This window comes from Mycobacterium sp., assembly GCF_965229265.1.
Lineage (GTDB): Bacteria > Actinomycetota > Actinomycetes > Mycobacteriales > Mycobacteriaceae > Mycobacterium.
This window is the reverse complement of record NZ_CBDDIY010000009.1, coordinates 1-21,811: the sequence shown is the minus strand read 5'-3', so window position 1 is coordinate 21,811 and position 21,811 is coordinate 1. Positions and strand designations below refer to the sequence as shown.

The following is a 21,811-nucleotide window of genomic DNA, read 5'->3' as shown; positions in this document are numbered from 1 at the left end:
GCGGAGCTGATCAGCCACTACCGACACGCGTGGCTCATCCGCGCCGCGGTGTCATGGTGTCGTCCGGTCGGATTCGGCATCCGATACCGCCGCGGCCACTCCTTCGGCGATGTCTTCGGCGATGAGCTGTTGGAAGGGCAGCAGCTGCGCCTCGGTCAACAGCTCGTCCTGGGCCAGCAGGGCGTCCAGGTCCTCGTTGTCGACGCGGTTGTTGCGGTGATCGCGGGCCTTTTCGATGATGTTGCGCACGAAGCCGGCGTTGCCGAGCCAGTCCGTTCCGCGGATCACGTCACCTTCGGGAGAGCGGTTCTCCTGCACGTAATACCGCTCGAACACGGGTCGTAGCGTCGCCTCGACGTCCTCGGCCAGGACATCCTTGTACTCGGCGGCCATCAGCTCGGTGAGCTGCCACAGTTCATCGGGGGTGTAGGACTCGAACCGGATTACGGTCGGAAACCGGCGCCGCAGACCCTGATTCGCGGTCAGCATCCGTCCATCGCGTTGGGATATCCCCGCACCGAACACCACCAGTTCGGCGCGGTCGTTCTCCAGATACGGCAGCAGCGTCTCCAGAATCGCTGTCCCGTACGCGTCGCCGCCGGAGTAACCGGTCTCATAGAGGTTGTGCATCTCGTCGATGAACAGGGCCCCGCCCATCGCGCCTTCCACAGTGGCTTCGGTGTTCTTCTCAGCGTCCACCCATGTGCCTGCCGAGCAGCTTGGAGCGTCGGGTTTCCACGACGGTCGGCCGGCGCAGCACACCGAGCCCGCACAGCTGCTTGGTGAGCGATCGCGCGACGGTCGTCTTGCCGGTTCCCGGCGGTCCCAGCAGCAAAGTGTGGCGCGAGCTGACCGGCACCGGCAGACCGGCTTTGGTGCGCAGCTGATTCACTTTGGTGGTGGAGCGAATCCGCTTCACTTCCCGCTTGGCGGCCTCCATACCGAGCATGGCGTTGAGCTCAGCGTCGCCCTCAGCGAGCAGCTTGCTGGCTTGCGCTGAATGCTTGGCCGCCTCAGCGGCTTCCTTGGACGGGGCGCTATCGGGGTCCCACGGGTTGGTGCGTGATTCGATGGCCTCGGGGCTGGTCAGTGTCAGCCGGATGGTCTGGTCGTCGAGTGCTTCACGGGCCGGCGAGAACTGAGAGTCGCGCGAGTAAGCCCGCCGCAGAAGTTGATTGGCGTCGTCTGCCTTGTCGAGGTGGCGCAGGCACATGGCCTGGGTGTACAGCGCGATCGTCGTGGCAGAGGGAAGCAGATCACTGTCGACGGCTTTCTGCGCACGGCGGAACGCGTCTTCAAAGACCCCCAGGGAGGCCAGTGCCGTCGCGGCCATCGTCGAGGCCGGCCGCACCAAAGATCGGCATACGCCACACCCGGTCTGGGGAGAAGGCGGCCAGGACATCGGGCCAGCGTTTGGTCTGGAAATGCAGCAGGCCCCGCGCATAAACGTGGGAGTCGGCGTCAAACGGGTCTGTGGGATTGGCTTCCGACAGCAGAGCATGGGCCTGGGGGTAGCGCTTCTCCCGGATCAGCGCCACGGCCAGGGCGGTGCGTAGCGCATCGCGGGAGGTGATCTCCAGCTTGAGGAACACACCATCGGAGACCATGGGGCGAAACGCGGTGCCGCGCAGGCTAAGCCGGTGAATTTCCCAACCGTAGGATTCGCGGGCATCCCAGGCGGCCTGGACGACCTCCACGCTGTCATCGCCGGCGACGATGCGGGCCAGCCACGCGTCACAGATATTCGGATCGAGTTGAGTGGCCTTGCGGAACTGCTCAGTGGCCACCGCCGGGTTGTGGCCGGCCATCACGCCATCGACGTTGATACCCGAGGCGAGCAAGCCCCGGGTCATCGCTGCGCGGGCTGGGTCGCTGGCTTGCGTGGTGGTCATCGCCGTGGGTCCCTCTCGAAGTCGTTGGTGGTGTCAGCTCGCCCGCTCAGGCCACGCGCCGGATCGCGGCGGCAATGTCGTTGCGTTCGGATTGCACGTCAATGTGGAGCCGGTAGCGGAACTCAGCGGTGCGGATGACCGCGGTGCTCTTGGAGTCCTGCTCCAGGTGCACATCGGCCACACTGGCCGTCCCCGGGTTGACGGCGCGCACCGTGACCGCGGCGCTGGGATGGTTGCCGGTGGTACCGATGTGGTCATAGACGACCATCATGGCGCGCCCGTTGTCGGGTAACTCGTCAGGCACCTCGCGAACCACCCGCAGGCCGGGGGCCAGCGCAGCGCGCCAATGTTCCGGGCGACTCGACACGACGGCCACGCGGTAGCCGGTAGCCGCGGCGCGGCGGGCGATCTGGAACAGCAGCGCCAGCTCCCCGGCCACCGTCACCGAGGCCCGCCGTCCCGGGCGGGCGTCGCCCAGAGGCACCAGCATCGGATGGTGCTTGGCGGTGGTGCCGATCAGGATGCCGGTAGCGCCGATCGGTGCCCGCAGCTTCTCCCCGGCACCCAGCGCCCGGTGCGGCAGCTGCAACTCCGGCACCGCCGGCTCCAGGAGCGTGGCGCGCAGTGCCTGCTCCTGCTGGCCCGAGAGCGGGTTGAGCCCGCGCAGCGGGGGCTCTTTGAGCAGGCCCGCCGTGCAGTAGCGCACCAGCATGCCCACCGACACCGTTCCGCCGGCCTGGGGGCGCAGCTGAATGCTGGTCATGGTGGCGTCGGTGTCGGGCGCCCACAACCGGTCCAGGGTTTCGGTGGTGATGTCCTGCGGGGACACCCAGTAGTTCGTGGCCGCGCCGGCGGGATGTACGAGCGCCGACCATTGCGCGTGCGCGCCGCGGGCCAGCGGCCCGGCAATGGCCGTGTCCAGCTCGGCCAGCTCGGCCGCATCCACCAGCCGCGACGGGCACCCGTGCGCACCCAGTTCCACGGCCAATCGCCGCGCACACGCCGCCAGCGTCGCCGCCACCGAGTCGCGGGCCGCGACGGCTCCGGCGTTGTCACGGCTACGCATCCGCAGCACACACCAGGTGCTGCGCTCCCCGACCGCGCCATAGTCGGCGATGACGCTGGAGTAGGTGGCCGCGTAGTGGTGGTGGTCCTCGCCTGCGCGGCGCCGTCCGACGCTGTGAATGTCGATCCCGGCCAGCTTCACGTCGAACTGTTGCACCGCTCGGGCCACCACCTCTACGGGCAGCAGCACCCCGGAATGCACGCGATGCTGATCGAGCACCGAGGGACTGTGCGAGGGGCCGTCCACGGCGACCACCGCCAGCGCTTCGAAGTCGTCGCCGCGGATCGCCAGTTCGTCGGTGGTCCAGCGGGGCCGGTGCGAGGACACCGGCGCATCGACGGTCGGGTCCGCGTGCCGGCGCAACAGCCGCCCCCACGCCAGGGCTGCCAGGGTCTCCTGACGCCACGTGATCAGCAGAGCTGCATCGAGCAGCACTGCGACGACGATCGGGACGGCGAGCGCGACCGGCCCATGCCAGAGGTGGGTACCTGCGGCCAGCAACGCCACCGTCAGCAGGAAGGCGAGGATGACCCGCCACCAGGTGAGCCGCAGTCCGATTGGGAAGGTCGATTTCACGCTGTCCCCCTGTTGTTGCGAACGATGGCCGCCACACCCACCGCGGCGGCCGCCAGCAGTGCCACGCCACCGATCGATGCGAGCGCGATCCACACCGGTGACATGTCCCGTCCCGGATGCGGCGGAGGCAGCAGCAGCGGATCAGCAATGCGCTCGGGTGGGCGCGGATCGCCGTCGGGCAGGTCGTAGGTCAGCGCGGCGACCGGGTCGACGATCCCGAATCCCACTTGATTGTCGACCCCGCGAGCGGGCGGGCGCGCCGTGCGGATGAGCCGGTTGATGATCTGATGCGATGTCAGGGTCGGATACTTCTGGCGCACCAGTGTGGCGACCCCGGAGACGATCGCCGCCGAAAACGATGTGCCCGCAGGGTTGATCAGCTTGGTGTCGTTGCCGTCTTTGCCCTCGACGGCGTTCATCAGGCCGTCGTCACGGGCGGACAGACTTTCGATGTTGGTCCCTGGCGCGGCGATCGACACCCAGGGTCCGGCCATGCTCAGGTCGGTCAGTGGGTTGCCGTCAGCGTCGACCGCCCCCACGGTCAGCACGTAGTCGGAGAACCAGGCCGGGGTGACAACGGTGGACACACCCGCCCAGTCGCGAGGATCGTTGGGGCTCAACGGGTTATAGATGGGATTCTGCTTGCAGTCCTTATTGCTGGTATTGCCGGCGGCCGCGACGATCACCGCGTCCTTGTCGACGGCCGCATAGCGGATCGCTGCGCCCAGTGCCTTCTGGTCGACGACGTCCAGGGCGCTCATGCAGGACACCTCAGAGATATTGATGACCCTGGCGCCCATGTTGGCCGCGTGGACGATCGCCCGAGCCATCGACTCGATGTCCCCGGCCTTACGGCGGGTCTCTGGATCTTCGTTACCGAAGGAGTTCTCCGGGCTGAACGCCTGCGAGGACTGCCGGATCGAAATGATCTGCGCATCCGGTGCGATCCCGGTGTAGGCGTCAGGCGGGGGGATCACCGGCGGGGGTGGCGGTGGCGGCGGAGGGTCGTCTGCCGGCATCGGTCCCGGAAAGTCGACCGGCTGCACGTGCAGCGCGCCGCCCTCGCTGTGCCAGGCCGCCGCTGGAGCGTCCGGCGGCGGTGGTGGCGGCGGTGGTGGCGGTGGGGCCTGAATGATCACCGTCTGCGTCGGTGGCGGCGGAGGCGGTGGCGGTGCTTCCGACGTCGGAACGGTGTCGGGACGCCGTGTTTGGCGCGCCGGGGGAAGTGGTGTTTTCCCGTCGGCGGGCTGGGCCGCGATGATGCTCGCGATGATCGTGCCGTGGGCGTCGCAATCTTGGAGGCCGTCCCCGTCTGAGACGTAATCGCCGCCTGGAATGAGGTTGGGCAGGCGCGGGTGAGGGTTGACCCCGGTGTCGATGACCGCCACGGTGACCCCCGCTCCGCGACCGAATTGCCAAGCCTCAGAAAGGTTCAGCATGTCCAGGTAGCGGGGCTGCACCCGGTAGTCGGTTCCGGGAAGTGTTCCCACGCGCGGGCAGTAGGCCCCTTGCTTCATCGGTTCGGGCGGGGTGGGTGGCCCGTCCGGCGGGACAGCCGCCGGATCGATGGTCGGTGGGGCCACCGCCGCGGCGGTAGGTGCGCTGGCCAGCGCCGGGGCCAGCGCCATCAGGGCTGCGCCGAGCAGGCACGACGTGCTGCGCACCACGGTCGCGGTCTTCACGAGCGGTACCGGATCGCCGCGAACACACCCATCAGCCAGAACGTCAGCGGGAAGGGCGCAATCAGCAGCAGGTAGCCCACCCATTCCACGATCTGTTTGAACATCGGGCTGTAGACGTGTGTCGGGATGATCGCCGCCAAAGCCAGACCCGCGGCCGTGATCACCAGCATGGTCGCGCATCCGATCAGCAGGGCGGCCGGCGTCCACAGACTGACCGCGTAGCGCAGCGGCACCGCGAGCGCGATCGCCACTGGCGCTACCGCCAACAGGGTGGACTGCCGCCGATCGGTGTAGGAACGGGCATGCAGCAGGATGGCTCCGGCACTGGTGGCAGCCACGACCACGGGAAGCCATCGCCGATCGGTGTGCGGATCGCACAGCGCCGTCGCGGTGATCACCAGCAGGGCAGAGAAGCCCGCGAGCACGCCGGTCAGGAAGCCGTGGGCACGGTCAACGGAAATGACCACATTGCGGACCGACTCCGGTCCCTCCAGCGTGGGGGTGTCACCGCTGGGCACCACCACGGCACTGGGCAGATCGGGGCGCGTCTCGAAAATCCATCGGCCGCTGGCTGACGGGAACACCGGAAGCCGCAGGTTGGCCAGCATGCGGGCAAAGCCCGGAGCGAGCTTGATGCAGACGATCGACACCATCAACACGATGCCCAACAGCGTCACCGCCGAGGTCACCAACAGCATGCGGGCGACACCGGCGGCCAGCGCGGCGGCGCTGATGATGACCACCGCTGTGCACAGGGCGACATGGCGGCCGGTGAATCGCAGGATCAGCACCGCGGCGGCCAGGATGACCGCGGCCCCCAACCCGACATGCACAGCACCGAGTGGGCCGGGAATCGCCAGTGCCGCTGCCGCCGCGGTCGTTGCCGCCGCCAGCAGCAAAAACGTGTCAGCGACGAACAATTCGGCACGCAGGACCTCGGCCCGGTCGGGCTCGATATTGCGGACGTCGCCGGCCGCGCGCCGGTTGCGTGCCGACCGGATGCCGGTGACGACGGCCGCGACGATCAGCACCAGCGCGCACACGCCGGCAGCGGCGCTGGCGATCACGTCGTCGTGCCCGTACCGCCAACGCAGCAGCAATGTCGCTACCAAGAGCATGGCGATGGCCACCAGGACAACACCCACACGGGCTGCCCACGGCGGTGTCACCGAAGGCCAGTGCTTGCGCAGTTCGGCGGGGATGGCGCTGGTGACGTGCTCGATCACCGGGATACGCGCCTCGGCGTCGTCGATGAAGCGCAGCCACAGGGTGGTGCCGTCGAGCACGCCCTGCTCGCTCAGAGAGCGTTTGGGCTTCAGCGGTGTCCCGTCGACCCAGCACAGTGCCCAGCGGCCCCGGCCCGGGACAGCATCACCGGGGCGCACCGACAGCCGGGGTTTGCCGATCTCGGTGAGGCGGCTGTTGAGCACGTCGACCAGAGCGGGCGTCTGAATGCCGATCGCCGCGGCGGCATCCAACCGCAATCCGATAGACACGTCGTTGACCATGACCGCGACCAGTACCTGGCGCAGCTGCTCGGATTCTTCCCCCGTCCCGGTGCTCACCGCGGCATCACGAACTGAGGTCACCGCAGTGCCGTCCGTCCGCTGCGGAAGCCCTGGGCCAGCCACGCGGCGACATCCAGGTAGGCGTACTGCGTTTCGCGGCGCAGAGCATCCCAGTCCAGCTGAGGGCTGTCGCGAAGGTGCTTGTCCCAGGGGATGGAGGTGACGCCGCCGACCCGCTGCCCGATGGTTTCCCGCACCTTGGCCATGAAATCCTTGTCGGCGCAGTTGTATACGTCGTTGAGCACCAGCGCCGAGCGGCGCAGCAAGGCCTGATACTCACTGCGCGCGGCCAGCCACTTGATGGTGGTTTCCGCTGCGGCGGCACCATCGAAGTTCATCGTGCCCACGATGATCAGCGAATCCACGTGGGACAGCACCGCCTGCATGACCGGGTGCTCGATCTCCGGGCCGCAGTCCACCAGCGCCAGCTGGTAGAAGCGGCGGACCCGGCCGAGCACCGCCTGGAAGGCCTCCGGCGACAGATCAAAGGGATTGGTGACGTTCTGGCTGGCGGCCAGGACTTCCAGGCCCGGCTTGTTCTTTCCGGTGTAGTGCCGCGCCATCGGGTAACTGTGAAGGTTCTTGTCGGCCAGGAACTCTCGGATCGACGCGGTGGCAGTTGGGTCGATGAGCCGACCTAGGGCACCGTAGGTGGGGTTGGCGTCGATGGCCAGGACCGGCTCGTTCTTGCGGTGGATGGCGTACGCGGTGCCCACCCCGGCCGTTGTGCGGGTCTTGCCCACTCCCCCGCGCACGCACACCACGCCGATGAGGTAGTTGCCGGGGATGTTCGTTTTGATCAGATCGATCTGGTCGCGCAATCGCTGCTCGGTCGGCCCAGCGCCGAGGTTGATCGTTTTGGCCGAGCCGAGATAGACCGCCTTGCGCCACCCCATTTCCGGCGGCAGCTTGCGCGCGGCCACGACATCCTCGGCCCGCAGCGCCGGGGCATTTGATGCGTCGGCGAAGCTGGAACCGCTGGCATCCCACACCGGCGCGGACTCACTGCGGGCTAGTTGATTGTTCGGCGCCGACGGTGCCCGCGGCGGTGCTGCGGAGAAGGGCTGTGACGGCGGTCGGTGTGCTGCCGCAGGGCCGTGGGAGTAATCGACGAATTCGTCGGCGGCTCGCGCCATCGGCCCTGACGGCGCCTGGCCGACATCGGCAGAGCCGGGGCCTGCGAAGCCGCGAGGCGGCGTAGCCGGGGCTTGCTGCTGGCGGCGGGCTTCGCTGAACTCGGAGCTGGTGTCGCGGTGGCGGGCACCGGCGTCGCGATACTCCCCGACGCCCTCGGCGGCGCGAGCGGGTGCGCTCGGCGGGCGGTGCTGCTCGTCGATGCGCGCCGCTGGCGGGGGCACCGCGATCGGTGCCGCTGCGACGACCTGCGTCGTTTCTGCCCAGTTGTCCGGCATCGCCTGATACGGCGGAGCGTCGGGCTCAGGTAGCGTCGGTGCCTCAGGTACCTGCGGCTCGGCGCCGATGCTGACCTCCTGGTCCAGGCTCCGACCGGGCGGGCTCTCGTCAGGGTCCTGTTCGTTCAGGTACCGCGCGGTGAATTCCGGGTCCATGCTCATAACCACCCCAATGGCTTGATGAAGACGTGATGATGTAATCGTAGGGCCGCCAAATACCGGTTAACTACGCCCAAGCGAGAAACTTCGGTAAATCGGTTGCTGGTACGGTCAGCCATTACGCGAATCGTTGATGACTTTCCCAGTCGCGGACATTTACGCTGTTCAGAACGGCTTGGATGCCCTGCAGGATTTGGCTGGCAGACCCGGGCGCAATCACCATCCAGTCTTGCGTGGAGCCGCGCGGGGCCAGCATCTGATACAGCGCCACCCGTCCGTCTTCGGTGTCGCGAATGTTGAGCGCCGTAGCGCTGGTGTCGCGGCGGGCATCGGTGTGGGCGCGGGCATACAGGACTGCTTCGATGACCGGCTCGTCGAGCAGCGCGCCGAGTTCGGCCAGGGCTGCCGGCGGAACACCCAGCGCTCGTAGCGGCAGGTCCCGCTGCGGGTCGTCGGTTGCGGCGGTGCGTTGGGCGGCCGCACTCAGAATGTCCTCGTAAGGTAGGTTCATCGGCTCGATCCGCGAGGGCTCGACCGGGTGAATGGCGTTGAGTTGATCAACGATGATGTCGCGCAACCACATTGCCGATCCGCCGTCGAAACCCACATCGTCGATGGTGATGTCGTCCCCGGCGCGGGCGGCCGATACCCACCGGCCGTCGCGGCGGGCCAGCACAATCTGCAGCTGGTTCTCTGGGATGTCGCGTCGCCACGTGGAGGGATCAGTGACGTCGATGCGCCCCTTCCACGAAAGTGCACCGCGCGCAATGAGAATGGCTACTTCGACGTCGGGGGCAGCCAGTACCCGCATCCTGTTGGCCACCGCAGGAATCACGTGCCCGTCAAGGCCCACCACGCCGGCTTCTTGAAGCTGCTCGATGCGGGGATCTCCGGATATCCACGTGCTATCGCGCGGAGCGCCGTAGGGCACCGTGCTGAGTTCTGGTGGCATGGTGGCGATGTCGAGCATGGCCTGCAGCATCCACATGCCATGCAGATTGACTGTCACATCGGCGACCGGCTCGGCGCTGTGGGCTGAAAACATGATGTGCATGTCCTTCGTGTTCTCTGGGGAGCTTCTTTGGTGCTGCGGCTAAACCGAAAGCGGCGGCACCCTCGGGAGAGGGTGCCGCCGCGTACCCAGGCGATTGAGCTTCGGTTAAGAAGCTAAGCGCCGTGAGGTGTTGTGGGGCAGTGCGTCCGCGCGGGCCGCTGCTGCGTGACGGCGGCGCACCCCCCTTGCCCGGGCCGCTCAGGCGTGCCAGGTACTACCGACACCACTGTCGGCGTGCATGGTGTTGCCGGCGACAGTCCCGATCTTTCCGCCGTGCTCGCCGAGCTGCTCGAAGATCACCCGGAAGTTGCGGTTGAGCTCGTTGACGAATTCCTGGAATCCCGTGCTGCCGGTGCCTCCCCAGAAGTCGGCCACGTTGTTGAGGTCGTTGAGGATCGCCTGGTGCTCAGCCTCCAGCGAGCCGGCCTGGGCCTGCAGCAGCTTGCCGTGACCCTCAACGTCTGCGTACTGATAGTGAATGGGCATGTCGTGAATATCCTTGTCTACGAAGGGATGTCAGTGGATGTCAGTGATCGGTCAGGACTTGAGCGCGGCGCTGCTGGCCTGTTCCTGCTGCTCGTAGGTGTCGGCCGAGGTGCGCAGGTTGTCGCTGACGAAGTGCATCTGGTTCTCGATGTTGCGGAACGCCCGCATCATCTCCTCCACGGTGACCACCGACGTCTTGTTGGCGTCGCCGTCCCAACCGGCCCCCGCGATGCCCTGCGACGAGGCGTAGGCCTTCTGGGCGTCAGCCGCGATGTTGGTGGCGTGATTGGCGAAACGACCCGAGTAGTCGCGCATCGCATCCGGGTCGGTCATGAAAGTCGACATCTATTTGCTCCTGGTTTTGTTGGTGGGAATGCTGGCCATTTGCTTGGACCCGTTAATCGTGTCCTGGCGGCGACGCGTATAGCAATGCGCCAAAAACTTTTCATGGAATTGAGTTCCCGACTCCCTTCGGTGTCTGCCGGTCGCCCGCTCAGCGGGGCCTTGGAAGGACGCGCACCGGCGCGCCGTAGGACGGTCCATTGCCCGAGGAGTTCTCTTTGCCCTGCATAGCGGCCATGGGCGCGGCTCCCCCGGCGCCGCCGACTCCGCCGCTGGCGGTGGCGGCCGGTGCGGCGCCGCCGCTGGCCCCGCCTGTCGCTGAGATCGGGGCGGCGCTGCCCCCTGCGGGTTGGGCGCTGGCTGCCCAGGTGGCCGGCACCGACAGCCCGCCCAGACTGCGGGCCCCGCCCAGGCCAGCGGATAGAGCACCCATGCCGCCGCCGAAGCCGCCGCCACCGAGCCCACCAGCGGGCCCAAGGGTGGAGGCCACCGAGGTCAGCGCCCCGGTGCCGCCGAGACCGCCCATGGCAGGGTTCATCATGCTCATGAACGGCGACAGCAGGCCCTGAAATGCGCCCAGGCTCTGCAGCGGATTGCCGGCGCCACCCATGAGCGGCTGCGCCAGGCCCTGCAACGCCTGCGGAACAGCGCTCATGAACTGCGGGGCCATCGACATGATGGAGCTGGCGTCGCCGCCCCCCATGCTCGCCGTTGATTGCCCTGCCGACGCCGCGTTCTGACCGGCCTGACCGGCCGCTGTCCCCCCCGCCTGTGCCACGGCGGCCGCTTGGCTGGCGAATCCGCCAGGATTGACCGTCGGCGCGGGCGCCATGAACGGAACCAGCGACCCGGTGATGCCGGCCGCGTCGGCGCTGAATCCGTACATCGTGGATGCGTCCTGAGACCACATCTCGTCGTACGCGGCGACACACGCGGCGATGGCGCCCGAGTTCACGCCCATGAAGTTGGAGGAGATGAGGGCTTGGAGCAGATTGCGGTTCGCTTCGATGACGGGAGGCGGCACCGAGCCGGCATGCGCGGCTTCAATTGCTAGTGCGGCTTGCTCGGCCTGCAACGCGGTTTCCTGGGCTTGGGTCGCTGCCTGGAAAAGCCATCGCACGTTCTCTGCGCCGCCGGCCGCCATCATCGCCGAAGAGGGTCCCTGCCAGCCGCCGCCGAGCAGCGCCATGATCGCCGAGTTCAAGGCCGCGGCGTTGCTCGCGAGGTTGGCCGCCAGCGCCTGCCACGCCGCCGCCGCCGCGGTCAGCGGCGCTGACTGAGGCCCGGCGTATGCGCGCGCGGAGTTGATCTCCGGCGGCAGGGCTCCGTACTCAACCATGGGGGTCGGTTATAGCGACGCGGCGGCGTTGAAGGCCTCGGTAGCGGCGTAGCTGGCGCCAGACGTGCCGAGCGCTCCGGCAAACAACGCGTGCCAGGCGGAGGCCATGCCCGCCATCGTCTGGTACAGCGACCCGTGGGTGCCGAAGGCCGCTGACAGCAGCATCGCCGTCTCGTTGGCCTGTCCGGGCGCAACGGCGGTCGTCGGCGCCGCCGCAGCAGCGTTTCCGCTGGTGAAGGCCGATGTCAGCGCCGTCAGCGTGCCGGCCGTCCCACCCATTTCCAAAGGTTCAGCAGTGACGAACATGAAACGTGACCCCCTTGTGTCGCGTCGATTTTCCAATATGAGTGTACCGGGAGTTTTGGGTGAGTGCGGTGCGCCAAATCAATTCCCACCCCCCGCCGGCGAAGTGTCATGGCCTACTTGAACGTAAAATCCCGATTCACCGGTATCCATCAGGAATCCGCGGCCGACCGGCATGGGGTGGCCCTTCCACCGGCCGCGCACGAAGCCCTCTTCGCCGTCAGAATCCATGACCAACAACGGCGCATTGGCTTGCTTCATGGCGCCCAGTAGTGGATCGGCGCGGTCTGAACCGGCCCAGCCGCCGAAGCGGCGGGCGTACAGGATGCGCAGGCCCACGTCGGGGGCGGCGTTCGCAGCGGGAACCAGCTCGCGCAGTGGCGCGTCGTAGCCGGGGGGTAGTCGATCGGCGTCGTCGACAATCAGGAAGATCTCCGGGCCAGACCAGCGCTGCTCCAGGCTCGCATCCACGTCGAGTCCCGCCTCGGGTAGCCGGGCGGTCAGGATGCGGTTGAGTTCGGCCGCCCACGGTCCCACCTCGTCGTTGCGGTAGGTGAAGCGTTCCAGGTAGTCCTTGCCCAGCACGCGCAGCAGTTCGCGGCGCGGGCTGACCAACCACACTTGCGCGCGGGGGCGGGCGTCGCGCGGATCCGGTACGGCCGCGCTGGCCCCCGGCGCATACACCCGAGCGATCTCGCGCATGATCGCCGAGAGGGCGTTGGTCCGACCGCAGTCCTCACGGCCGGTGATGACCAGGAATGGCGAATCTTTCTCGAGCCCGACCAGCTGGTCGCGCTCGTTGAGCGCCCAGGCCATCCCGGCGTGCTGTTCCCGCTGAGCGCGCGCCTGCAGGTCGGCCAGCGTGATCTCGGTGGGCAGCTGGCGCACGCGTGGCGCGGGCCGGTACTTGGCCGCCACGCGGCACACGGCCTCGACCACGCTCTCGGACCGGAACTCCGAATTGGGTGTGCCGCTCATCGCCGGTCGCGCGATCAGGGTGTGCAGGCCCTCCTCCTCGGCACCCAGGCGCACGTAGTTCTGGGCCACCATGCCCCGGCCCGGCTTGCCCGAAGGAACCGCGTCGGTGAGCTTGCCCCGCAGAAGTTTGGCGTCTTCGGGGCCTTGCAGTTTGAGTTCCACGCGCTGCGGCCAGGACCCGCGCATCCGCGGCGGCAGGTCGATATCGCGGCCAACGGAAATGATCACATGGATACCGAAGCTGGTGCCCTCGCCGACGAGCTTCTGAATCTGAGCCGACAGGATGTCCTTATTGCGGATCGTCGAGGCTTCGGCAGTCAGGGCGGCGTAGTTGTCAACGACGAGATACACATCACCGAACGGGTCGTCGGGGACCGCGCCAGGAGCGCCGCGGAACTTGCGGTCACGCAGGTCCTGCATCGAGCTGATCCCGCACGCGGGGAAGCTGCGTTGCCGACGTTCCAGCAGCTCCAGCATTTCGGAGATGGTGCGGCGGATGCCGTCTTCGTCCAGGGCGCCGGCTACCCCGCCGACGTGGGGTAGGCCGGCAACGGTGTCCAGAGCCCGCGAGGACAGCGCCAGGCAGTAGAACTGGACCTGTTCGGGGGTGTGGGTCATCGCCGCGGCGCAGATGAGGGTCTGCAGTGCGGTGGTCTTGCCTGAGGAGCGCACACCCACGATGAGCTGGTTGGCGCCGTCGGCGGTCGTGTTGACCAGCAAGGGGTGCTGATCCTGCTTGTAGGGCCGGTCGACGATGCCGATCGGGAAGATCAGATCCGGTGTGGCGCCGTAGTTCTCGTCCCATCGCCGACCGAGATACATGTTGACGATCTGGTCGATGGTGTGGGGCACGTCCAGCGGCGGCTGCCAGAGCACCTGCGGCTTGAAGTTGTAGGTGCGCAGCTGGTCGAGAATGACCGGGCCGATCTTCGGCTTGCGCAGCGCGTCGTCCTCATCGTCGTCCTCCACCGACTCAACCACTGTGGTGGTCGTCTCCCTCGGCGCCTGCTCGCTCAGATGGTCGGGCAGCGGCACCCACGATGTCGTGAACAACTGCGGCTCAAGGTATTTGTCCGACGAGGACGTGGCTTCAATGACGTCGTCGTTGTCCGCACCCGGGCGGCGGTAGTCGCGCCACAGCGACTCGGCCCGGAACCGGGTAAGTTCGTCGGCCGAGCCGGTGCGCATGTACCCCACACCGACCTCGCGGGGTAGGTTGACCGCCTGCGGGACGCCGGCCGCCGACGCGCTGGCCGAGGTGTTCTGACGGAGCACCAGCCGGTACCCGACGTTCTCCAGCAGCTTCTCCGCGCGGGAGTCAATGTCCTGGCTCGCCAGCAGCTGATGCACCCACAGCGACCGTCCCTGGCGTCCGATCTGGTCGAGCACCTCGGGTAGATCCGGTTTGATCCGGAACGCTTCCTTGAACTCGTCGAGCACGACCAGCAGCCGCGGCAGCGGCTCCAGGTATTCGCCTCGCGCCAAACGTTCGGCGCGGATCTGGTTGTACTCGTAGGCATCATCGGCGCCGACGGAGTTGCAGACCTGCTTGCGGCGAGCGATCTCGCCCCACATCGCGGTGATGAACCGGTCCATCAGCACCTGGTCGTCTTCCAGGTCGGTGATGATGTGCGGAACGTGTGGGGTGCCCTCGAACGGTTTGACGCCCGCGCCGCCCTTGCAGTCGGCGAGGATCATCTGCAAGTTCTCTGGCGGGTGCCCCAGGATCGCCGAGAGCAGCACGGTGCGAATCGCCGTGGTCTTACCGGAACCCGTTGTGCCCGACATCACGCCGTGCGGGCCGTCACCGCCCTGGTTCATATCTTTGATGTCGACGAACACCAGCTCGCCGTTGTCCGCGCGCACACCGAAGGGGATGCGCAGGGTCTCAGGGGAATTGATGTCGCGGCGCGTTCCCCAGAGTGCGTCGAAGTCGACCGACGCCGCGTCGTTGACGCCGAAATAGGCCAGGATGTCGCGTGGGCGCTGGAAATCGCTCACCTCGTCACCGATGTCTTCGTACGGCTCAGCGATACGCGACCGCGCGATCTGCTGGGCCAGTTGTTCAGCCTCGAACCGCTCCAGCCGATCGGCGATGGCGAAGAACTGGAAGCCTTCCTCGGTATCGGCCGCCCAGGTCCCGTCGCGGGGTACGGCGTCAATGACGCCGTCCTCGTTGAGGCGAAGCGTACGGGCCCCGCGCTCATCCTGGCAGGCGGGCACCCCACCGCGGACGTCGAAGAATGTCCAGCCCTGCACTCCGGTCGAGGTCATCACCGAATACCAGCCACCGGAAGCGATGTCACTGACCACCACGGTGTGCGGCATGGGTGCCACGGCATCGCGGCTGGCCGCATGGCGGGGCACGAAGGCGCCACCGCGGCGCACGGCATCAGTGAACTGACTGTTCGCGAACTCGGTCACCGACGTGTACACCATGCGAGCCGGACCCGCGCCGTCGAGCTGGTGCGGATTGCCGTTGTGCGGCAACCACTTCACCCATTCCCACTCATCGACGTCATCAGTGACCACGACCAGTTGCAGATGATCCGGACCGTGGGAGAACACCAGCTGGGCGATGATCGCCCGCATCAACGCCAACGAGGCCTCGCGTTCACCGCTGATGCGGTAGCCCGGCTCGACCAGCAGTGAAATCAGTGCCGGGGTGCCATAGGCCACGCTCTGATAGCGGACGAACTCCTGCAGCGCCTTACCGGTAGCCGGTTCGAGCTCAATCTCAGTCGGCATGTCATCGGGCTCACTGAACGTGACCGCCCCGCCCTCGGTCAGCGAGGTCATCCCCACGCCCACCCGGGCGACCCCGAACCACGTGTCTTTGCCGTTGGGGTTGCGTTCCCACATCCGCGGCCCGCCCGCCTGGGCGATCAGCGTATCCGCAGGCGGGTGATACCAGCGGTAGTTCCCGTCGAGCTTGTCCGCCGAATCAGATACCCGGTCGCGCATCTCATCGAGAACCAGCAGGAACCGCGCCCGCATGGCATCGAGCTTGCCGCGGCTCATCTGCTGATTGCCGCCGCTGAACCGGCCACCGAAGAGCATCGCGCCGATACCGAGGATGCTGAACACGGGGAAGATCGCGCCCACGCCGTTGAAGGTGCGGGCCCCCGATGCGAACGACACAGCCACCATGCCGACGACCAGGCCGATGACCAGGATGCCGACGACGATAATCCACGGCGATTTGCCCTCTGGCGGTGGAACTTTCAGCGGCGTCAGTAGCTTGATCGGCTCCGGCTTGAGATCACTTCCCGGCGGCGGTGTGGGCTTGGGCCGGACGAATCCTTGCTTCACTTCGGTTGCTCCAATGCTCCGGGGTTGCGATCCAGCGGCAGCGTGTTGTGACGTACCAAGGCGTCAGCTTTCGACAATGTCGGGCCGGCGACGAACAGTCGCAGCACCGACCACGGGGCGGGCTGAGGCTCGACGTTCAGGCCCAGCGCGGTCAGCGTCTCCCGGTCACGAAGCACGCCGAATCGGATGCCGGACTCCGAGAGCCACCACGCCGACTCCTTGGTCGACGCGGTCGGTCCATTGCCGGTGCTGACGACGTAGTTGGCGTAATCGGGCCCAAAGTAGACCTGATCGGCAACTTGACCGCCTGTCGACTCCGACGGCACCAGCTTCACGATGTCGCCGCTGCGTTCGGCCGGCACCGGAATGGTCGCACCGGACACGACCGAGGTGGTGGTGCGGCTCTCCCCCGCCCCTTTCTCCCACCACCAGCACGTCGCCGGATTGGCTTGGGTGTCCACCACTTTCAGCGGCTCGTCCGGGTAGATCGACGTGTCGATCCGGTTGACCGACGGCAGCTGAGACAGCGCCGACCCGGCGATCACCGGCACCGCACCGGTGGGATTGCCGCCGGCGTTCTGCAGAATCTGCGCCACAATCGGCGAAATCGTCTGCATTCCCGACAGCAGCACCACCGAATAGGTGGTGTTGCCCTCAACCTGTGGGGTCGACACCACGGTGCCGACCGGGCCCGGAGCGCCGGGGAAGGGAGCGGGATTGCCCAGACCTGGGATCACCGGCACGGTCAACGGTGGTGCCACCGGAATGGCGTTGAGCAGCGCCTGGCTCATCGGTCTGGCCGCCGCCAGGTCCTCGGCGGTGACCCCCAACGCCAGGAGCACTGGGCGCTGGCTCGCGTCCACCCGTGACCGACGGCCATCGCGAATCAGCCACACGTCGCTGCCGAAGCGCAGCAGCACACCATCGGATTTATCGAGCACCCTGCGGCGGTCCGACAGGTCAGGTTGACCGTCGATCACCGTCACGGTGACCGGCTCCGGTGCGCCTGCGCCGAACGCCTTGGTCACCGCGTCGCAGACCAGCCACGACGAACCTGACGGGGAAGTCGCGTTCATGACGTTCGGTGCCCCCGGAATGCCGACCATGACCCCGCGAGGGCGAGAGTCGATCTCGCTGCGGCGCACCCGGACGGGGTTTTCAGCCTGCCCGGCGATCAGCCGAGCTGAGGACAAGTTCAGCGCCGGGTAGAGCACGTCGCCGACGTTGACGTAGAGCGCCCCGCTGTCCTGGTCGGCGATGATCTTGGACCCGCCCACCGAGCCCGCGGGCCGGATGAACGACCAGAACAGCGCGCCCATGCAGATGACGACGACGATCGAGAGCCCGGCCAGCACGGCCATCCACTCACGTCGACCCGGTTCGGCTTCCATGCGCACCTGGCGGCGCGTCATGCCCAGCGCGGCGCGGCGTGCCATGAACTGGTGCGCGGTGACCTGGACTCGCGTTGCATAGCCCAAGCCGCGGCCCAGCCGCCGCCGTGCGACCTCTTTGTCCTTGACGGCGCTACCTCGTTCGCCTGCCATCTACTCCGCCCCCGGATTCCCGCGATGTACGAAACGTCGGTCAACTTCGGTCACCGACTCAACATAAACCGGCCCACATCGCCATAGCGACGCCCGAAGCTCCGTACTTTCAACTCCCATGATGCCTGGTCTGCGGCACTGCGAAGTGCACCAAATCAACGCCTCGGGCCCACGTGCTCGCCCGACCCTGCGGGCTGGATGATCGCCTCAGGCGACCCGCCGGATGACCAGGTGCCCGGAGGGGATCGACGAGAACTTGACCCGCTCGTGCCGATTGGGCGCCTCGATCACCATGTCGGGCGAGACTGCCATCACGACGTGTTCGGGTCGCCCGTTTTGCCAGTTGCACAGGATCAGGTCGCCTGCCCGGATGTTCGCCCGGCTCACAGGGGTGCCCGCATTCACCAGGTCATAGGTGGTGCGGGGAATGTTCACCCCGGCCTGCCTGTAGGCCCATTGAGTCAAACCAGAGCAGTCGAACGCGTTGGGTCCAGTGGCACCCCACACGTACGGTGCGCCCAACTTGGATTTGGCGAAGGCGACCGCTCGGTTGGCGCGGTCACTGCCGTTGCCGTCCCGGCCGAAAAGATCAGAAGTGAGCTGATCAGCGGCCTGGCGTGAGTTTTGGCCGGTGAGCATGCCGGGCAGCTTGGAGAACATCCCCATGCCGGGGAACCCGCCCCCGCCACCGCCCATGCCCATCGAGGGCATTCCGCCGCCACCACCCATCCCGCCGCCCATCCCGCGGAACATGCTCGCCGGTGAAGCCTGGGCGGCCTGGCGGTAGGCCATCGCCATCTGCCGCATCCGGGTGGCCAGCAGCTGGTTTTGCGCCTTGGTCGACTCGATCTGGCGCTGCATCGCCGCCAAACGGTCATCCATGCTGGTCACCAGCGTCTTCACCCCGGCCGGCGATCCGGTGGCCGGGGCGATCGCGGCCGCGGCGCTGGCCGCGCTCTGGCGCACTCCGGTGGCACCGGCGCGACCATTCTGGCCTTCGGCCGCCCCGGCGGCCGAGGTGCCGTTGGTTTGAGCGTCCAGGCCGGTCACGGTGCCCCAGGTGCGCTTATAGCCGTCCCCGGCGTTGCCGGCCCCGGTACTTAATGCCGAATCGGCGGGAGCGACCGGAACACCGGGACCCTGGCTGCCGACCGAGCCCGGACCACCGGCAGCGGGGAAAACACCTTGGGCAGAGGCCAACACCCGGTCAACCTGCGCGATATACGCGCCCACACCCGAGCCGCCCACCCGCTCAAACTAAAACCGCCACCACCCCTACAGCACCGCCCCAAAAAAGCGGATCGAGACGATTTACGTGTGCTGGGCGATCTCCGCCTGATGCGCCGCGATCTTCTGGGCGGACGCATGCAACCGCTCACGGGTCTGCTTGATGTGGTCCTGCATGGCCGCAAGACGGTCGTCCATCTGCGACACCAGCAGCACAAGGTTGTGTGGGTCGGACCCCTCGGCCAACACGGCCCGCGCACCCGTCGCGGCGGTCTGCGCGATCGCCCGGGCCGACTCGTTGGCCTGCCGAGCATGGGTGACCGCTTCCGTTACCGAGCTGTGCAGGGCATCGCTCAGCGCCACCGCGCGCGCATCGTCACGCCGATAACGGTCGGATGCCTCCCCCGTCGCTGTGGCCAGACCACTATCACCGTCTGGAAGATCCCCGCCGGCCGGCGCTGGATCGCGCTGCAGCTCGGCGCCGTGCGCCTCGGCAGGGAACAGTGACACGGCAGCGGCCAAGATGCGGTCCACCTGCGCTACGTAGCTCTGCGCGGCATCCATACCCGCCAGAATAGAGTCTCGGTTGGCACGACACTCCCCTGCAGTCGTCCAGGGCGTAGCCTTCCTCGGCGACGAGTGCGTCGATGAGCGCAACGTAGGTGCGTTGATTGTCCGCGAGCGTCGATGCGGAGTCAGCCTGGCCGGGCTGGGCGTACCCGCTCGACGACACCCACGATTTGAGCGCCAAGAACGGCGATCCGGTGCAGATACAGCGCCGTTTCAGGGTCGCTGTCGGCCTCACTAGCACTGCGCCGCAACGAGTCCGACTCAGATCTGATACTCCGACAACGGCGGGCCGCCGGTCCGACCGGCGGCGAACAGTATCACGGTTTGGTAGATCTTCGACACGACAGCGTTGACCGCTCGGCACGGTGCGGCGGGGTCCATCCACGCCGTCAGCGCACCGGTACTCAACCCTGTCGAGCCTGAGTCTCGACTGCGTCACCTCCGATGCCAGCGAAACTTGCTGCTGCGGGATCGCTGACTCACGCAGGAAACGCCCACTTTTCGGTCGCTCCAACCCCCGCATGCCAGTCGCACTGACTGGAGCCGGCTTCCCTATCCCGGGCTCGGTGGGGTCTGCACGCTCGACGGCTGCGCGAGGTCGGCACCTAGATGTGGGCTGACCCGAGAGCTTAGCGGCGGCATCCGCACAGATACGATATCGATCGACGCATCGCTGTTCATACGGTAAGGATGACAGTATGTTCGTCGAGCGCGACGGCGTGAGGCGCGACCCTGCCAGCCAACACTGCGTGACTCTGGTCGTGTGTGCAGCCTGTGAGGAGCGTCGCCAACGATGACGTCACCATTGGGTCCGATCCGCCCCCTGAGTGCAAATCACGCAAACGTGCGCCGCTTACTGGCCGCCGCGGGGGTCCTCGGGGATCTCTCGCCCGCTGATGCGACAGTGCTGGCCGAGCAGCTCGAGCTCTTCGAGATGGGTCCCCGGACAACCATTTTCAGTCAGGGAGAACCAGGCGATCGGCTGTTTATCATCGTCTCGGGCAAGGTCAAGATCACCCAACACACCCCGGATCGGCGCCAGGCCTTGCTCGCCGTCCTCGGACCCTCAGATGTGTTCGGCGAGTTATCACTGTTGGATCCGGGTCCGCGGACCTCGACAGCGACCACGGTCACCCCCGCCCTCACGGCGTCGATAGACCATCATGCGCTGAGTATTTGGCTCAGCCGTAGTCCGCGAATAGCAGAGCGGTTGCTGCAGGTGCTGGCCGCAAGGGTGCGGCGCACCAACGACCAAGTGGCCGATATGACCTTCAGGGACGTGCCCAGCCGAGTCGCCAAACAACTCCTGCGGCTCGCCCAGCGGTTCGGCGCGCACAGCCCCGCCGGGCACCATGTGCGCCATGACTTGTCGCAAAAAGAACTCAGTCAACTCGTCGGCGCCTCGCGAGAAACCGTCAAAAAGGCGTTGGTCGATTTCGACCAGCGGGGCTGGATCGTTCTGGAGCCCAAGAGTGTACTGATTCTCGATAGCGTCGCACTCGGCCGCCGGGCACGTTAGCTGATGGAGCGGCGGCGTTGTTTGCCGGTGTAGTCCACGATCGCCATCTAGAGTCATGCATTCGCGCGACCTCTGCAGACCATTCTCGGTGGTCGTCGGGTGTGGTGCCAACGGTTTTCGTTGGTCCGGGTCGTCCGAGCTCGTCACCGCTGACGGCGGTGTGGGTGCCTTTGTGGGCATCGATGCCAATGACCATCATGGAAGGTGTCTCCCTCTTCTTGCGGGGCGGGCACGGACGGTGGACTGCCCGGCCGTCTGCGGTAGTTCGGAAGTAAGTAGAAACGAGGCGGGGTGACATCCTGTCTCGTTTTCCGTGGATGGTGAGGCTAGTCGGGAAGCCAGCCTGTCAACCGGATGACGTCTGCGGCTATCGATTGAATACTGCAGGTGTCGGTAGGAACACGGTGCACGGTCGGTGGGCAGGTGGCTTCGAGCGTCACCGCCATCTGCGTGCTGAGTTCGACATGACGGTTGAGTGCTGAACCCTTTTCCCGCCCGGTAAGACGTTGGCGGGCAGTGTCTTCGGTGCATGTCAGCAGGACAGCGACCGCTTCGAGGTCGCCGCCCATGGCGCCGAGCAGTGCCTGCATGACGGTGGGCAGCACACTGACGGTGTTCGTGTAGATCAACCTTGTGTAGCCCAGCGCACGGTAGTTGGCCCAGATGGCCGCGAGGTTTCGCTCGGCCAATCCGTGCTCCCAGGGGGTTGGGTGGGCCATGTCGAGGAAGTCACCATCGATGACGCAGTGCGAGACATCGGCGGCACTCAACTGTGCGTGCAT

Annotated in this window: 16 protein-coding genes and 1 pseudogene; 1 reads left to right on the top strand and 16 read right to left on the bottom strand. The window is 66.8% G+C overall.

The genetic code is table 11. The features are described 5' to 3' along the window. Positions 1-51: 51 nt before the first annotated feature. From eccA to ADBZ9K_RS00900, 15 genes and pseudogenes are all read right to left on the bottom strand, one after another. Positions 52-1,892 (bottom strand): annotated as a pseudogene (gene eccA, locus ADBZ9K_RS00970) (type VII secretion AAA-ATPase EccA). 46 nt (positions 1,893-1,938) lie between these two features. Further along, positions 1,939-3,534 carry a type VII secretion protein EccE gene (eccE, locus tag ADBZ9K_RS00965; RefSeq protein WP_526617878.1) on the bottom strand — a complete coding sequence of 532 codons (1,596 nt, stop codon included), beginning with the start codon at positions 3,532-3,534 and terminating at the stop codon, positions 1,939-1,941. After that, positions 3,531-5,162: a type VII secretion-associated serine protease mycosin gene (gene mycP, locus ADBZ9K_RS00960; RefSeq protein ID WP_526618219.1), complete on the bottom strand. Its 1,632-nt coding sequence runs from the start codon at positions 5,160-5,162 to the stop codon at positions 3,531-3,533. Before mycP ends, eccE begins: the two co-directional genes overlap by 4 nt. A gap of 50 nt (positions 5,163-5,212) precedes the next feature. Then, positions 5,213-6,805: a type VII secretion integral membrane protein EccD gene (gene eccD / locus ADBZ9K_RS00955; RefSeq protein ID WP_526617876.1), complete on the bottom strand. Its 1,593-nt coding sequence runs from the start codon at positions 6,803-6,805 to the stop codon at positions 5,213-5,215. Next, on the bottom strand, positions 6,802-8,352 hold the full coding sequence (locus tag ADBZ9K_RS00950; RefSeq protein ID WP_526617874.1) for a MinD/ParA family ATP-binding protein: 1,551 nt from the start codon (positions 8,350-8,352) through the stop codon (positions 6,802-6,804). The genes eccD and ADBZ9K_RS00950 overlap by 4 nt, the downstream gene beginning before the upstream one ends. A 121-nt stretch (positions 8,353-8,473) precedes the next feature. Beyond that, positions 8,474-9,400: an ESX secretion-associated protein EspG gene (locus ADBZ9K_RS00945; RefSeq protein ID WP_526617872.1), complete on the bottom strand. Its 927-nt coding sequence runs from the start codon at positions 9,398-9,400 to the stop codon at positions 8,474-8,476. A 207-nt stretch (positions 9,401-9,607) separates the two neighbouring features. Next, the gene (locus ADBZ9K_RS00940; RefSeq protein ID WP_526617870.1) at positions 9,608-9,895 is read right to left on the bottom strand and encodes a WXG100 family type VII secretion target; all 288 of its coding nucleotides are present in this window, start codon (positions 9,893-9,895) and stop codon (positions 9,608-9,610) included. 51 nt (positions 9,896-9,946) lie between these two features. Further along, on the bottom strand, positions 9,947-10,240 hold the full coding sequence (locus ADBZ9K_RS00935) for a WXG100 family type VII secretion target (protein WP_526617868.1): 294 nt from the start codon (positions 10,238-10,240) through the stop codon (positions 9,947-9,949). Positions 10,241-10,388: 148 nt separating this feature from the next. Next, positions 10,389-11,576: a PPE family protein gene (locus tag ADBZ9K_RS00930; RefSeq protein WP_526617866.1), complete on the bottom strand. Its 1,188-nt coding sequence runs from the start codon at positions 11,574-11,576 to the stop codon at positions 10,389-10,391. A 9-nt stretch (positions 11,577-11,585) separates the two neighbouring features. Continuing rightward, the gene (locus ADBZ9K_RS00925; RefSeq protein ID WP_526617864.1) at positions 11,586-11,882 is read right to left on the bottom strand and encodes a PE domain-containing protein; all 297 of its coding nucleotides are present in this window, start codon (positions 11,880-11,882) and stop codon (positions 11,586-11,588) included. A 78-nt stretch (positions 11,883-11,960) separates the two neighbouring features. Continuing rightward, a complete protein-coding gene (gene eccCa, locus ADBZ9K_RS00920; protein ID WP_526617862.1) occupies positions 11,961-16,169 on the bottom strand; it encodes a type VII secretion protein EccCa in 4,209 nt (1,402 codons plus the stop codon). Further along, complete coding sequence (eccB, locus tag ADBZ9K_RS00915) at positions 16,166-17,713, bottom strand: type VII secretion protein EccB (RefSeq protein WP_526617860.1); 1,548 nt, start codon at positions 17,711-17,713, stop codon at positions 16,166-16,168. Before eccB ends, eccCa begins: the two co-directional genes overlap by 4 nt. 207 nt (positions 17,714-17,920) lie before the next feature. Further along, a complete protein-coding gene (locus tag ADBZ9K_RS00910; protein WP_526617858.1) occupies positions 17,921-18,961 on the bottom strand; it encodes a C40 family peptidase in 1,041 nt (346 codons plus the stop codon). A gap of 63 nt (positions 18,962-19,024) precedes the next feature. Then, positions 19,025-19,504 (bottom strand): hypothetical protein, encoded by a 480-nt coding sequence (locus ADBZ9K_RS00905; RefSeq protein ID WP_179476408.1) that lies wholly within the window; start codon positions 19,502-19,504, stop codon positions 19,025-19,027. 267 nt (positions 19,505-19,771) lie between these two features. Continuing rightward, positions 19,772-19,918: a hypothetical protein gene (locus tag ADBZ9K_RS00900; RefSeq protein ID WP_526617856.1), complete on the bottom strand. Its 147-nt coding sequence runs from the start codon at positions 19,916-19,918 to the stop codon at positions 19,772-19,774. A gap of 436 nt (positions 19,919-20,354) precedes the next feature. Here ADBZ9K_RS00900 and ADBZ9K_RS00895 point away from each other — a divergent pair, with 436 nt between their 5' ends. After that, positions 20,355-21,029 carry a Crp/Fnr family transcriptional regulator gene (locus tag ADBZ9K_RS00895; protein ID WP_526618218.1) on the top strand — a complete coding sequence of 225 codons (675 nt, stop codon included), beginning with the start codon at positions 20,355-20,357 and terminating at the stop codon, positions 21,027-21,029. A gap of 326 nt (positions 21,030-21,355) precedes the next feature. Here the strand turns inward: ADBZ9K_RS00895 and ADBZ9K_RS00890 are convergent. Continuing rightward, the coding region (locus tag ADBZ9K_RS00890; protein ID WP_526617854.1) for an ATPase at positions 21,356-21,811 on the bottom strand (456 nt) is incomplete at its 5' end.